General features: G+C 71.6%; 14 protein-coding genes. 2 read left to right on the top strand and 12 right to left on the bottom strand.

Features of this window, described 5'->3' with window-relative positions:
• Nucleotides 1-490: 490 nt before the first annotated feature.
• Genes ID574_RS05930 through ID574_RS05880 form a run of 11 tightly spaced genes read right to left on the bottom strand, consistent with a single transcriptional unit; the run spans nt 491 to nt 8,135 of the window.
• A complete protein-coding gene (locus ID574_RS05930; protein ID WP_188187704.1) occupies nt 491-1,978 on the bottom strand; it encodes a sodium/solute symporter in 1,488 nt (495 codons plus the stop codon).
• On the bottom strand, nt 1,975-2,457 hold the full coding sequence (locus tag ID574_RS05925; protein ID WP_223166386.1) for a hypothetical protein: 483 nt from the start codon (nt 2,455-2,457) through the stop codon (nt 1,975-1,977). The genes ID574_RS05930 and ID574_RS05925 overlap by 4 nt, the downstream gene beginning before the upstream one ends.
• Nucleotides 2,454-3,203 carry a LytR/AlgR family response regulator transcription factor gene (locus ID574_RS05920; protein ID WP_188187703.1) on the bottom strand — a complete coding sequence of 250 codons (750 nt, stop codon included), beginning with the start codon at nt 3,201-3,203 and terminating at the stop codon, nt 2,454-2,456. Before ID574_RS05920 ends, ID574_RS05925 begins: the two co-directional genes overlap by 4 nt.
• 33 nt (nt 3,204-3,236) lie before the next feature.
• On the bottom strand, nt 3,237-4,418 hold the full coding sequence (locus tag ID574_RS05915; RefSeq protein ID WP_188187702.1) for a sensor histidine kinase: 1,182 nt from the start codon (nt 4,416-4,418) through the stop codon (nt 3,237-3,239).
• 22 nt (nt 4,419-4,440) lie between these two features.
• Nucleotides 4,441-4,845, bottom strand: a complete 405-nt coding sequence (locus ID574_RS05910; protein ID WP_188187701.1) for an HIT family protein — start codon at nt 4,843-4,845, stop codon at nt 4,441-4,443.
• The gene (locus tag ID574_RS05905; RefSeq protein ID WP_188187700.1) at nt 4,842-5,549 is read right to left on the bottom strand and encodes a DUF1838 family protein; all 708 of its coding nucleotides are present in this window, start codon (nt 5,547-5,549) and stop codon (nt 4,842-4,844) included. Before ID574_RS05905 ends, ID574_RS05910 begins: the two co-directional genes overlap by 4 nt.
• Before the next feature lie 9 nt (nt 5,550-5,558).
• On the bottom strand, nt 5,559-5,987 hold the full coding sequence (locus ID574_RS05900) for a protease inhibitor I42 family protein (RefSeq protein WP_188187699.1): 429 nt from the start codon (nt 5,985-5,987) through the stop codon (nt 5,559-5,561).
• Entirely contained in the window at nt 5,984-6,937 is a 954-nt protein-coding gene (locus ID574_RS05895) for a YihY/virulence factor BrkB family protein (RefSeq protein WP_188187698.1), read from the bottom strand. The genes ID574_RS05900 and ID574_RS05895 overlap by 4 nt, the downstream gene beginning before the upstream one ends.
• Nucleotides 6,937-7,533, bottom strand: a complete 597-nt coding sequence (locus ID574_RS05890; protein WP_188187697.1) for a DUF3618 domain-containing protein — start codon at nt 7,531-7,533, stop codon at nt 6,937-6,939. The genes ID574_RS05895 and ID574_RS05890 overlap by 1 nt, the downstream gene beginning before the upstream one ends.
• Nucleotides 7,530-7,910: a phage holin family protein gene (locus tag ID574_RS05885; protein WP_188187696.1), complete on the bottom strand. Its 381-nt coding sequence runs from the start codon at nt 7,908-7,910 to the stop codon at nt 7,530-7,532. The genes ID574_RS05890 and ID574_RS05885 overlap by 4 nt, the downstream gene beginning before the upstream one ends.
• Before the next feature lie 57 nt (nt 7,911-7,967).
• A complete protein-coding gene (locus tag ID574_RS05880; protein WP_188187695.1) occupies nt 7,968-8,135 on the bottom strand; it encodes a hypothetical protein in 168 nt (55 codons plus the stop codon).
• Nucleotides 8,136-8,306: 171 nt separating this feature from the next.
• Here ID574_RS05880 and ID574_RS05875 point away from each other — a divergent pair, with 171 nt between their 5' ends.
• Both ID574_RS05875 and ID574_RS05870 read left to right on the top strand, forming a co-directional pair.
• A complete protein-coding gene (locus ID574_RS05875; protein WP_188187694.1) occupies nt 8,307-11,552 on the top strand; it encodes a DEAD/DEAH box helicase in 3,246 nt (1,081 codons plus the stop codon).
• A 2-nt stretch (nt 11,553-11,554) separates the two neighbouring features.
• Nucleotides 11,555-12,307, top strand: coding sequence for an SWIM zinc finger family protein (locus ID574_RS05870; protein ID WP_188187693.1), 753 nt, complete (start codon nt 11,555-11,557; stop codon nt 12,305-12,307).
• Between the two features lie 240 nt (nt 12,308-12,547).
• On the opposite strand, the gene ID574_RS05865 is transcribed toward ID574_RS05870, so the two are convergent.
• Nucleotides 12,548-13,486, bottom strand: a complete 939-nt coding sequence (locus tag ID574_RS05865; RefSeq protein ID WP_188187692.1) for a diacylglycerol/lipid kinase family protein — start codon at nt 13,484-13,486, stop codon at nt 12,548-12,550.
• Nucleotides 13,487-13,568: the final 82 nt, after the last annotated feature.

Here is a 13,568-nt window from a genome sequence, read left to right as displayed (position 1 = left end):
CCACCCGGCACTATTCCTCCAGAAGCTGTCGGGTCGCCTCGGCCCGGTGTTCGGCGAGCTGCCGGCTCTCCTCGACAAGGTCATCAACCCCGCCAGGCTCATCGTCCGTTCCGCGCGAGGCCGGAACCAAGGTCGGGGAGCGGCGGTCCACCGGTCTGATAGGTGAGATCGCGCAGCTGGCCTGCCGACCATCGACCATATTCAGCGAGAACCCCGTCCATGATTTCGGCGAACTCGGTATCGATGTCGACGTGCGGCGCGTCGATCAGGTGGACGATGCATTCGCGGTATCCGGCGAAGGGGTCGGCGCTCTCCTCGACCTGGATGACACCTGCTTCAGACAGGTCCCGTTCGACCTCCGCAAGACGAAGGCTGTGCGGACCGTAGTGACGCCGGCGCCACTCGACGCCAGATCCGGGCGGAAGGGACCGCTGCAGGGCCAGTTCATAACTCTATGGTGGTCGTCTTGCTACCCTGCGTTGCGGATCAGCTAGGAGGACCGGGGGCGCCAGTCGCCGCGGTCGAGGTCGAGGTTCTCCGGGGTGTGCAGGCGGACCATGGTCCTGGCCACGCCGGGCGGGACGCGGTGCGGGGTCAGGAAGGACACCGCCACCATCACCGCGAACGCGATCGGCACCGTCCACGCCGCCGGCTGGGCCAGCAGCGCCTTCATGAAGCCGCCGTACGACGTCCCCGTGATCGTGGCCAGCACCGCGGCGCAGGCGAGGCCGCCGCCCACGAACAACCCCGCCAAGGCGCCGGTGGTGGTGAGCCGGCGCCACCAGATGCCCAGCACGAGCAGCGGGCAGAACGACGAGGCCGCCACCGCGAACGCCAGCCCCACCACGTCGGCCACCGGCAGCGCCCGCGCCCACAGCGCCAGCCCCAGCGGCACCGCCACAGCCATGAGCGTGGCGATCCTGAACGAGCGCACGCTGCCCTTGAGCAGGTCCTGGGCGATCACTCCGGCCACCGACACGGTCAGCCCCGAGGACGTGGACAGGAACGCGGCGAACGCCCCGGCCGTGACCAGCGCCGTCAGCAGGTCGCCGAGCGTGCCGCCGATCATCTTCGCCGGCAGCGTCAGCACGACCGTGTCGGTGCGCGCCAGATCGGGCGCGTAGAGGCGGCCGAGCCAGCCGTACACGGCGGGCAGCAGGTAGAAGGCGCCGAGCAGCGACAGGACCACCAGCGTGGTCCTGCGGGCGGCCTGGCCGTCCGGGTTGGTGTAGAAGCGCACGAGCACGTGCGGCAGCCCCATGGTGCCCAGGAACGTGGCCAGGATCAGCGAGTACGTCGAGTAAAGCCCGTACTCCTTGGCCCCGGACAGCGGCATCTGCCAGGTGGCCGCGTCCTGCGCGCTGACCCCGGGCGCGCCGTCGGCCTGCCAGGCCAGCAGCAGGAACACCAGCGGCACGGCCAGCGCCGTCAGCTTGAGCCAGTACTGGAACGCCTGCACGAACGTGATCGACCGCATGCCGCCGGACAGCACGTTCACCGCGACGACGACGGCGACCAGCAGCCCGCCGACCCACACGGGAGCGCCGGTGATCGTACGCAGCACCAGCCCGGCGCTCTGGAACTGCGGCATCAGGTAGAGCCAGCCGATCAGCACGACGAGCACGCTGGCCGTGCGGCGCACGGTCATCGACTCGAGCCTGGCCTCCGCGAAGTCGGGCAGCGTGTACGCCCCGGAGCGGCGCAGCGGCGCCGACACCAGCACCAGCAGCACCAGGTAGCCGCCGGTCCACCCGACGGGCAGCCACAGCATGTCGACGCCGAAGGACAGGATGAGCCCGGCGACGCCCAGGAACGAGGCCGCCGACAGGTACTCGCCGCCGATGGCCGAGGCGTTCCAGAGCGGGCTGACCGTGCGTGAGGCGACGTAGAAGTCGGAGGTGGTGCGGGAGAACCTGATGCCGAACGCCCCGATCAGCACGGCCGCCACGACCACAACCAGGACGGCGGTCAGGCTCATCGGCGTTCGACCAGTTCGGCGAAGTGGCGTTCGTTGCGCTCGGCCTGGCGGACGTACAGCCACGCGCCGATGACGAAGGCCGGATAGATCAGGCCGGCGAGCACGGCCCACGGCAGCGGCACGCCGAGCAGGTGCACCTCGCGCAGCTCCGGGATGAGCAGGAACAGCAGCGGCAGGCCGCCGACCACGCAGGCCAGCACGGTGCAGACGAACAGCGCCAGCCGGAACTGCGTGCGCAGCAGCGAGCGCATGTAGACCTCACCGAGCCGCGTCTGCTCGTCGATCTCGCGGGTGGCGGGGTAGCGGGGGCGGCGGGCGGCGGCGGTGCGCGGGCTCGTCACGGTGACACGTCGCGGCGTGTCCGTCCGCCGGAAGGCGTCGACTCTGCGGGGCGGGTCCTCCCGCCGGGAGGGGTCGCGGCGCGCGGGGTCGGTGCGCGGGAGCGGCCCGCGGCGGCCGGGGCGCGGTTCGGGGCTCATTCGGTTCTGCCTTTCCGCGCGCGGCGTACCAGCAGGTCGCGTAGCTCGCGGGTGTGCCTGCGGCTGACCGGGATCTCCGTGTCGCCCACCCGTACGGTGCACTTGCCGGAGTCTATGTGCAGCTCCTCGATGTGCTTGACGGCCACCAGGTGACTGCGGTGCACCCGGACGAACCCGGCCGAGGCCCAGCGTTCCTCCAGCGTGGCCAGCGGGATGCGGACGAGGTGGCTGCCGGCCGCGGTGTGCAGGCGCGCGTAGTCGCCCTGCGCCTCGACGTACATCACGTCGGCGCTGGAGACGAACCGTGTCACCCCGCCCAGTTCGACGGGGATCGTGTCGGTCTCGCTGCCTTCGACGGGCACGTCGGCCGACACGGCGACCCGCCGGATGGCCTCGGCGAGCCGCTCGGGGCGTACCGGCTTGAGCAGGTAGTCCTCGGCCTTGATCTCGAAGGCGTCCACGGCGTGCTCCTCGTACGCCGTCACGAACACCACCCGGGGCGGGTTGGCGAACTGCGACAGCAGCCGCCCGAGCACCACCCCGTCGAGCCCGCGCATCCTGATGTCGAGGAACACCGCGTCGATGGGCCTGCCGTCGGCGATGGCCCGGTCGAGCAGCCGCAGGGCCGCGGCGCCGTCCCTCGCGGTGGCCACCTCGCCGATACGGGGGTCGGCGCGCAGCAGGTACGAGAGGTCTTCGAGGGCGGGCAGCTCGTCATCGACCGCGAGGACCCGGAGTTGTGCCATAGATAGTGATAAAACCGACAACAAAGATCGAGGTCAACGGGCAGATACGCCTGGGTGATATTTCGGCAACCTGATGTTGACCTTGGTGCCTGCCCCTTCGCCGGTCTCGACGACCAAACCGTATTCGTCGCCGTAGACCTGGCGCAGCCGCTCGTCCACGTTGGCCAGCCCGACGCCGCCGGCCGGGACGATCTCTCCGGCGAGGATGAGGCGCAGCCGGTCGGGGTCCATGCCGAGGCCGTCGTCCTCGACGCTGATGCGGCACTCGGACCCGGCGTCCTCCGCGACGATCGTGATGCGGCCGACGCCGTTGCGGCTCTCCAGGCCGTGCCTGACGGCGTTCTCGACCAGGGGCTGCAGGCACAGGAACGGCACCGCGACCGGCAGCACCTCGGGCGCGATGCGCAGCGTGACCTGCAACTGGTCGCCGAACCTGGCCCGTTCCAGTATCAGGTAGCGGTCGATCGAGCGCAGCTCCTCGGCCAGCGTGGTGAACTCGCCGTGCCGGCGGAAGGAGTAGCGGGTGAAGTCGGCGAACTCCAGCAGCAGCTCTCTGGCCCGCTCGGGATCGGTGCGGACGAACGAGGCGATCGTGGTGAGCGAGTTGTAGATGAAGTGCGGCGAGATCTGCGCCCGCAGCGCCCGCACCTCGGCCTCCATGAGCCGGGTGCGCGAACGGTCGAGCTCGGCCAGCTCCAGCTGCGAGTCCACCCATCCGGCCACCTCCTGGGCGGCCCTCACCAGTCCGGCCGAGGCGCTCTGCCCGTAGGCGGCCAGCGCGCCGACGACCCGGTCGTCAGTGGTCAGCGGCACGACCACGGCCTGCCTGATCGGGCATTCGAGCAGGTCGCAGTCGATGGTCAGGACCTGGGTGCGGCCGTCCTTGAGGGTGGCGGCGGCGTGCTCGAACGCCTGCTCGGCGTGGTGGTCGTCGCCGGCGCCGTCGTACACGAGCAGCCGCTCGCCATCGGTGATCGCCAGGGCCGCCGAGCCCAGCAGGGCGCGCAGGTGCTTGGAGGCACGCTCGGCGCCGTCGGCCGTGAGCCCGGCCCGCAGCGGCGGCCCCGCCAGCGAGGCGGTGTGCAGTGTCTCGAACGTGGCCCGCTCGGCCGGGCTGGTGCCCAGCTCGCGGCGGCCGCGCATGACCCGCCACAACACGATCGCGGGCACGCCCATGAGCACCGCGACCACGGCGACCCCCACCAGGTACTCCACGCGGCCTGAGCCTAGCGCGCAGTCAGAGTGCCTCGGCGATCCTGGCGGCGTACGAGGCGGCCTCCTCGGCGGAGTCGTATTTCGTACGCGGCCAGAAGAACCCTCGCAGCCCGTCCTTCTTGTGCCGGGGGACCACGTGGACGTGCAGGTGGGCCACGCTCTGGCTGATGCGGTTGTTCATGGCCACGAACGTGCCGCCGGCCTCCAACCCGGCCTCGACGGCCCGCGCCATGGCCTTCACCCGCTCGAAGAACGGCCCGACGTCGTCGAGGTCGCCCAGCGTCTCCACGTGCGCCCTGGGCACCACCAGCACGTGGCCCTTGAAAACGGGCCGCACGTCGAGGAACGAGACCGCGACCTCGTCGGACCGCACCACGTGGGCGGGCCGCTCACCGGCGATGATCTCGCAGAACAGGTCGGCGCTCATCGGCGGGCCCGGTCGGCGAAGGCGGTCCAGCTCGTCATGTTGGGCCCCGACCACTCCTCCGGCGCGTGCAGGAACCGCTCCCCCACGCGCTCGCGCAGCCGCTCGGGCACCTCCGGCACCTTCGCGCCCCGGCAGTGGTAGACCAGCCCGCCCCCGCGCTGCCCCATCGCCATCCACGGCAGCCACGGCGAGACCCGGCACCAGGAGAACACGCACGGCACGTCGGCCGCGCCCGAGTCGAGATCGGCGGCGGAGACGAAGAACTGGAACAGCTCCAGTGCCCGGTAGGTGTCGCTCGCCGAGTTCTCGGGATAGTCGGCGACCTTGAGCGGCGACGGGTAGGCCAGCCGGACGTCGACGTTGTAGACCACGTGGCCGCCCAGGCGCGTGACCGGCACCGGGTAGGCGCCGAGCCGCTGGTTGACCGGGTCGTTGAAGACGTGCTGCACCTCGACGGCCCGCCCCGTGAACGGGTTGTCCCAGGTGTCGATCACCTGCCGGGTGCGGGGGTCGAGGTAGAGCGCGGCCTCCCTGGTCAGCAGCTGCCAGCCGCCGTCGGACTCGACGGCCCTGGCCACGTTGACGCCCTCGAACCCGAACAGGTGGTGGGGGCCGTCGTCGTCCTGCCACCCGTATACGTCGCCGGTCCAGTACGAGATCGCCTCGGCGCCGTCCGCGGAGGCGCGTACCCGGATGAAGTCCATGATCGGAGACTAACCCGTGACGGTGACGGAGAAGACGGCCTCGCCCGACATCCGCCTGCTCTCCTCGGTCTTCGGCGTGCGGTCCTGGCCGCACCGCCAGCAGTCGTGCAGCCTGATCTCGGTCGTCCCCGGCCGCTTGGAGTTGAACACGAAGTACGTCGTGCCGCCGGCGCCGACCCCGTCCCCCTCGCGTTCGTGCTCCTCGCTGATGTAGGAGGCCACCTTCGTGTCCGGCATCGCCGCCAGCGACCAGCTGTCACCCACCGACGGATTGGCGGGCACGGCCAGCGAGAACCGCTGGCCGGACTTCACCTCGACGCGGACGGTCGCGCCCTTGGCGCCCTTGACCACCGTGCCGTAGTCGCTCACCGCGGTCCCGCCGCCGCACCCGGCCGCGAAGGTGGCCAGCAGGGCGGCGGCGACCATATGACGCATCATTCCGGCAGGTTATCGCCCTGCGGCGGATCCCGGGGCACCGCGTACGGCTCCCGCTCGGCGGGTTGCCCCTCGGCGATGCGGCGCTCCCTCATCAGCTCGGCGTCCAGCTCCGCGCCGAACAGCAGCGCCATGTTCGACAGCCACAGCCAGACGAGGAACACCACGACCCCGCCGAGGGCTCCGTACGTCCGGCCGTAGGAGCCGAAGTACGCGACGTACAGAGCGAACCCGCCCGACACGACCACCCACAGCGCCACCGCGAGCACGCTCCCCGGGCTGATCCAGCGCATGCCGGGCTGGCGCACGTTCGGCGCCGCCCAGTACAGGAGCATGATCAGCCCCGCGGCGACGAGCACCATCAGCGGCCACTTGAGGATGTTCCACATGACCACCACCGCCGGCCCCAGGTTCAGCGCGCCGCCGACGGCCTCGGCGATGTCGCCGGTGAGGGTGACCGCGATCGCGCCGAGCGCCAGCAGCACGGTCGCGAGCACCGTGAGGCCGATCCTGAGCGGGGTCGTCTTCCAGAACGGGCGGCCCTCCTCGATGTCGTAGATGGCGTTGCCCGCCCTGATGAAGGCCGCCACGTAACCGGAGGCGGACCACAGGGCGAGCACCAGCCCGGCGACCGCCACGACGCTCGCAGCGCCGCCGCCGTGCTGGGCGGCCTCCGCCCCCTTCACGATCAGGGTGCGCACCTCGGCGGGCACCAGCACCACGACGCTGCCGACCAACGCCGCCGTGTCGTTCCTGCCGAGCAGCCCGAAGACCGCCACCAGCACGATCAGCGCAGGGAACACCGACAGCACCGCGTAGTAGGTGAGCGCGGCGGCCAGGTCCTGGACCCGGTCGTCCTTGAACTCGACGACGGTCCGCCTCAGTACGTTCCACCAGCTTCTGCGGGGGAGCTCGCCGGGCCGGTCCGGAACGTCACGGGGGGAAGGCGGCACTACTTGTCCTTGCGGCGCCTCATCATGCGGCGCACCACGAACGCGGCCACCGCGCCGGCGGCGGCGATGAGCAGCACGGGCCGCTTCTTCGCTTCCTCGGCGGCGTCCTTGACCCGGTCGGGCGTGGCCTCGCTGACCTTGTCCGCGACCTCCGAGGTCTTCCCCTTCACCATCTCGGCGGCCTCGGTCGCCTTGCCCTTGGCCGTCTCGGCCGCGCTGGTCGCCCGGCCCTTCACGTCGGCCTTGCCGGCCAGCTCGCTCACGGTCTCGCCGAGCTGTTCCCGCGTCTGGCTGATGTTCTTGCGCACGTCGTCGTCCTCTCCCTCGCCATGGCTCCCGCGCGCCCCGCGCAGAGACTCCTCCTCGGTTCGCAGGCTTTCCGCAGCCTCGGACCGTTCATCTCGTATGGGGGCTTCCGGGATGAATGTCTCGTGTTCTTCGCGGGCGGCCTCCGCCTGCCGCGCGTTCTCCGCCGCACCCGGGCGCGTCGGGGGTACGTTGATGGACTCCCGCTCGGTCGGCGTGCCCACGGTCGCCCTCCGCGCGCCGACGTCACCGGCGTGCTGATCGCTGTATCCGGGGTCGGTCTCGCTCATCGCCGTGCCTTCTCCCTGACCATGTCGATATCGGCCTTGACGCTCGCGATGGTCTCCTCGGGGACCGGCGGCGTGGCTCGTTTCACCTGGTTCTTACCGATCATGCCGAGCACGGCGGCGACGATGAACAGCGCTCCCGCCACGATCGCGGCGGCCGCCCAGCCGGGCATGACCAGAGCGAGGAGCAGGATGACGGCGGCCACGAGCGCGGCGCCGCCGAGGAACGCGACCGTGCCGGCCGCGCCGAACAGGCCCGCGCCGAAGCCCGCCCGCTTGCCCTTCTCCGTGAGCTCCATCCTCGCCAGGCGGAGCTCGTCCTTGACCAGCCGGGAAACCTGGTCGGAGAGATCGTTGACCAGCTTGTGGGTGTCGTTCACGTTCGCCTCCTCCGCTGAGGAAGGCGACTACCCAGGCGCAAGGCCTTCTATCACGCGCTATTTGCGCTTGGCGGCCTTGAGCACGAAGCCGAGGACCGAGAGCACGGGGTCCTTCGGCACGTCACACCAGTTGTCCGGCTGCTTCGGCTTGCTCCACGGAGACGGGAGCTCGCACGGCGGAGCCTGCGGCTTGGGCCGTTCACACCACGATCCGGGAGGGTTCATACCAAGAATTCTACTCCTCCAGGTATGGGATATATAAGCCGCTGCTCATGAATGAGGGCTTCTCACCGATGAGGTGGGAGCGGCGCCAGGGCGTCGCCGTTGCGGACGGGCACCTCATGCCGCGGATGCCAGACGGACTCGATCTTGCGTCGGCGGAGGTAACCTGCCGAGGTGCTGGTACACGGGGTTTGGACGGCGGACGGGCTCGCCTTCTGGGCGGAGACCGACGTGGCCGCCGTGACTCCGTCCGGCCGTCCGCGCGGGGGCGACGTGGCACGGCGGCATCCGTTCGCCGCGCCCGCGTCCGACGTGGCCGACGCGCTGGGGCTGGAAGACACGCCGGCCCGGACGCTGGAGCTGCTGCTTCCCGGCTCGATCAAGGAGCCGCTGCCGTCGCCGGAGACCGGGCGGCTCGCGGAGGTGGCCCGGCCGCGGCTGCGCCTGTGGCAGGTGCCGGCCGTCGTGCCGCCCGCCGCGGCGGCGCTGCGGGTGCTGGGAGAGCATCCCGCCACCGCCACGATGCGTCACTGGGCCGCCGTCGCCGACTTCGCCCGCGACCTGGTACGCCGCGGCCGCGTCATCCCCCAGCTCGTCCCCGGCCCGGCTCCTGCCGTCCCCGGCACCGGCCACGTGGGCGACGCCATGGCCCCTGACGCCCCGGGCGATGCGGCGGTGAGCGATCACGGTGCCGAGCGCGACGGCGGCGCCCGAGCGACCGCCGCGGCATCGAGCGGGACCGCTCCAGCCGGCGTCGCTGCCCAACCGACCGCCACCCGGCCAAGCGGCGGCAGCCGCGGCGACGTCTCGGCCGGCAGCGGTGGTGGCGGTGCCAGGTCTGGTAGCGGTGGTGGCGGCGGGCGGGAAGGCAGGTTCGGTGCCGCTGGTGGCGCCTCGGCCGACGGCTCTGGGGCCGATGGGGTCGTAGGTGTGTGGGCTCTCCCCCTGGCCGACGCGCGGGCCGTGTGGCGGCCTGTGGTGACGGGGGCGGACGCCGCGTACTTCCGGGAGCTGGCGCTGGCCATGCCGCCCGCGTGCCGTACGTCCCGCACCGAACGTCCCTCCGCCGGCGTGCTCCGCGAGGCCCTTGAGGCGTTCACCGACGCGATCGTCCGCCACACCCTCACCGCACCCCTCGTCGCCCGCCCCAAGACCCTCCAGGACCGCTGGCTGGCCGCGCTGACCGGCGACGACCCCGCCTGCCCCGACGTGCCCGAGCTCCGCCTCGAGCTGGAGAAGTGGCACACCGCCGCCACGGCGGCCGAGGGCGCGGCACGCGTGTGCTTCCGCCTGCTGGAGCCTGACGACATCGACGACTGGCGGGTCGAGCTGGCGCTGCAGGCCGCCGACGACCCCAGCCTCTACGTGCCGGCGGCCGAGCTCTGGAGCGGCGAACGGGTGCCAGGCCTGCCCTCGATCCCGGAACGGGAGCTGCTGGCCGGTCTGGGCCGGGCCGTCAGGCTCTACCCCGAGCTCGACCGCGCCCTGCGCGTGCCGCGGCCGAGCGAACTGGCGCTGGACACGGCGGGGGCGTTCGGGTTCCTGCGGCAGGCCGCGCCGCTGCTGCAGGCGGCCGGGTTCGGGGTGCAGCTGCCGCGCTGGGCCGGCCGTACGAGGCTGGGGCTCAAGCTGACCACCAGGACGAAGACGCAGACGGCGGCCGTGAGCCAGGGGTTCGGCATGCGGGAGCTGGTCGACTTCCGCGTCGACCTGGCGGTGGGCGACGAGACGATCAGCGAGGCGGAGCTGGCCGAGCTGGCCAGGCTCAAGGTGCCGCTGGTGAGGGTGCGCGGCCAGTGGGTGGAGCTGGACGACCGGCAGCTGAAGGCCGCGCTCAGGGCCGTGGAGGGCGAGCGTACGGGCGAGGCCACCGCGGCCGACATCCTCCAGCAGGTCATCCAGAGCGACGACGAGCTGCCGCTGCTGGAGGTCGACGCCGACGGGGTGCTCGGCGACCTGCTGTCCGGCCAGGCCGAGCGGCGGCTGGAGCCGATCAGGACCCCTGCCGGGCTGGACGCCACGCTCCGCCCCTACCAGGAGCGCGGCCTGGCGTGGCTGAGCTTCCTGTCGCAGCTGGGGCTGGGCGGGGTGCTGGCCGACGACATGGGGCTGGGCAAGACGGTCACCACGCTGGCGCTGCTCGTCCACGAGCGGGCCGAGACCCCGACGCTGCTGGTGTGCCCGATGTCCCTGATCGGCAACTGGCAGCGGGAGGCGGCCAGGTTCGCACCGGGGCTGCGCGTCTACGTGCACCACGGCAGCGGCCGCGACGCCGCCCTGATCGGGGAGGCCGACCTGGTGATCACCACGTACGGCACCGCGTACCGCGACCTGGAGACGCTCAAGCAGCACGAATGGCGCCGGGTCGTGTGCGACGAGGCCCAGGCGATCAAGAACAGCGGCACCCTGCAGTCCCAGGCCGTGCGGTCGATCCCGACGCCCACCCGGCTGGCGCTGACGGGCACCCCGGTGGAGAACCATCTGGCCGAGCTCTGGTCGATCATGGAGTTCGCCAACCCGGGCCTGCTGGGGTCGCGGTCGCGGTTCAGGACCAGGTTCCAGGAGCCCATCGAGGCCCGCCAGGACGAGGAGGCCGCGCGGGCGCTCAAGCGGGCGACGGGCCCGTTCGTCCTCCGCCGCCTCAAGACCGACAAATCCATCATCTCCGATCTGCCGGAGAAGCTGGAGGTCAAGGAGTGGTGCCCGCTCACGCCCGAGCAGGCCTCGCTCTACCAGGCGGTCGTGGACGACATGCTGGCCAAGATCGCCGGCAGTGAGGGCATCGAGCGGCGCGGCCTGGTGCTGGCCACCATGGCCAAGCTCAAGCAGGTCTGCAACCACCCGGCCCACCTGCTCAAGGACGGCTCCCGGCTGGCGGGCCGGTCGGGCAAGCTCACCCGGCTGGAGCAGCTGTCGGAGGAGATCCTGGCGGAGGGCGAGAAGGCGCTGCTGTTCACCCAGTACGCCGAGTTCGGCACGATGCTCCAGCCCTACCTCGCGGGGCGGCTGGACCGGCCGGTGTTGTGGCTGCACGGCGGCCTGCCGAAGAAGACCCGCGACCGCCTGGTCGACCGGTTCCAGAACGACCCGGAGCCGATGCTCTTCGTGCTGTCGCTCAAGGCGGCCGGCGTGGGGCTCAACCTGACGGCCGCCAGCCATGTCGTGCACGTGGACCGCTGGTGGAACCCGGCCGTCGAGGACCAGGCCACCGACCGCGCCTTCCGCATCGGGCAGCGCAAGAACGTCCAGGTACGCAAGCTGATCTGCGCGGGCACCCTGGAGGAGCGGGTGGACGAGATGATCGAGCGCAAGAAGGCCCTGGCCGAGCGCGTGGTCGGCACGGGCGAGGAGTGGCTCACGGACCTGTCCACCGACGAGCTGCGCGAGGTGTTCGAGCTGACCGCGGAGGCGGTGAGCTGACCATGGAGTGGTACGACGGGCCGATCAGGGTCGAGGGCGGGATCAAGGCCCGCAGCCGGCGCGGGTCGATCGGATCGACCTGGTGGTCCAGGCGGTTCATCGACATCCTGGAGCGCATCTGCGACAAGGGCCGGCTCTCGCGCGGCCGGGCGTACGCCCGTCAGGGCCAGGTGCTCTCGATCGACCTGACCCCGGGTGAGGTGCGGGCCGCCGTGCAGGGGTCGCGGCGCACCCCGTACGAGGTCGTGATCAGGATCGAGGCGTACGCCGAGAGCCGCTGGGCCGCCCTCGAGGAGGCCATCGCGGCGCAGGCCGTCTACCGGGCGAAACTGCTGGCCGGGGAGATGCCTTCGGAGATCGAGGAGCTGTTCGCCGCGATGGGCGTCGACCTGTTCCCGCGCGACCTGGACATGGACTGCTCGTGCCCCGACTGGGGTTTCCCGTGCAAGCACCTGTCGGCGGTGCTCTACCTGCTGGCCGAGTCGTTCGACGACGACCCGTTCCTGGTGCTGGCGTGGCGCGGGCGCACCAAGGAGCAGTTGCTGGGGTCGCTGGCCGCCGAGGACGGCGAGGAGCTGGAGGTGGCCGACGTGCCGTTCGCCGACCGCCTGGCCGACTTCTACGCCCCCGGCGCGACGGCGCACCGCCCGGAGCGCCGCCCTGCGACCGCCGCCCCGGACCTGCTGCTGCGCGTCTTCCCGCCGCCCGCCGACCTGGCCCTCGTGCTGGGCCCGGCCTACCGGGACCTGGCCTAGCCTCCTTCCCGCACGTCGCCACGACTCACCCGCGCATGTCCGCCGCCCCGTTCTTCGGTGGGGTCCCCACTGAGGAGGAGTCGAAGGGTGCCAGGCACCGTGGCGTTGAGTGCTAGGAAGCGGCACGTGCGGAACACGGGCCTGGCGCGCCCACCACTCCGTTCCCGAAGGGATCGCTCCCCAAGGGACGGCGCGGCGAGGAGGAGCGCAGGCCGCCCAGGGCGACGTGCGGAAGCCTGCCTAGCGGTCCTCGAAGGAGGCCGGGACCATGACGCGGACGCCGTTGGGGACCACGCGGAGCCGGATCGGGGTGCGCAGACGCACCTCGCCGTCCACGTCGGCGGCCATCGGCGGGTCGGTCTCCAGCAGCATCTCCCGCCCCATCACGAACGGCCCGCCGGCGAGGCTGCGCCAGCGGCCGGTGGTGGCCCTGATCAGGGTCTCGCCCAGCAGCCGCAGCTTCTTGCCCGAGCCGAGCTGGTAGGCGACCAGCATGCCGTTGTCGATGCTGATGTCCTTGGCCACCTGCCAGCCGCCGTGGAAGCGGCCGTTGGCGATGTTGAGCTGGTGGGTGAGCAGCTCGTGGCGCTGCCCCTCGACCGTGATGTACGCACGGAACGGCCGGTGGTTCGGCAGGATCGTCAGCGCGGTCAGCGGGTAGGCGGGCCGCCCCACGACCCTCTTGAGCCACGGCTTGACCTTGCCCGCGACCTCGACCGACACGCCGAAGCTGGCCAGGTTGGCGAACGGCCGGTCGTCGGCCATGCCCAGGTCGATGTCGGCCACCTTGCCGGTGGCGAACACCCGGATGGCCCCGGCCAGATCGAGCGGCAGGCCGAGGCTGCGGGCGAAGTTGTTGGTGGTGCCGAGCGGCAGCACGCCGAGCGCCACGTCGCGGTGCGCCACGTGACGCACGGCCGAGGAGAGCGTGCCGTCGCCGCCGCCCACGATGAGCAGGTCGGGCTTGGTCTCCAGGGCGGTGTCGAGCAGGTCGCGCAGCCGCTTGGGGTTGTAGACCGACAGCTCGGCCAGCGGCTCGAACCCGAGGTTGTGGATCTGCTCGATGACCTCGAAGTAGTGGCGGCGGCCCCGGCGCGAGCGAGTGTTCACCACCACCGCCACCCGGCGATCCCTCAGGATCGCCTCAGTGTGCTCCGACTTGGTGCGCAGCTCGCTCATGGTCATCAATCGTAGGGGCAGAAATCGCACCCTGAGGCCGCCCGCTGAACGCGGCCGGCCTTGGGGCCGCCGGGGGACCCCG

Origin of the sequence: Nonomuraea sp. SYSU D8015, from assembly GCF_008065375.1 — a bacterium.
GTDB lineage: Bacteria > Actinomycetota > Actinomycetes > Streptosporangiales > Streptosporangiaceae > Nonomuraea.
Note: the sequence above shows the minus strand (reverse complement) of the source record. Positions and strands in the feature narration are given on the sequence as shown.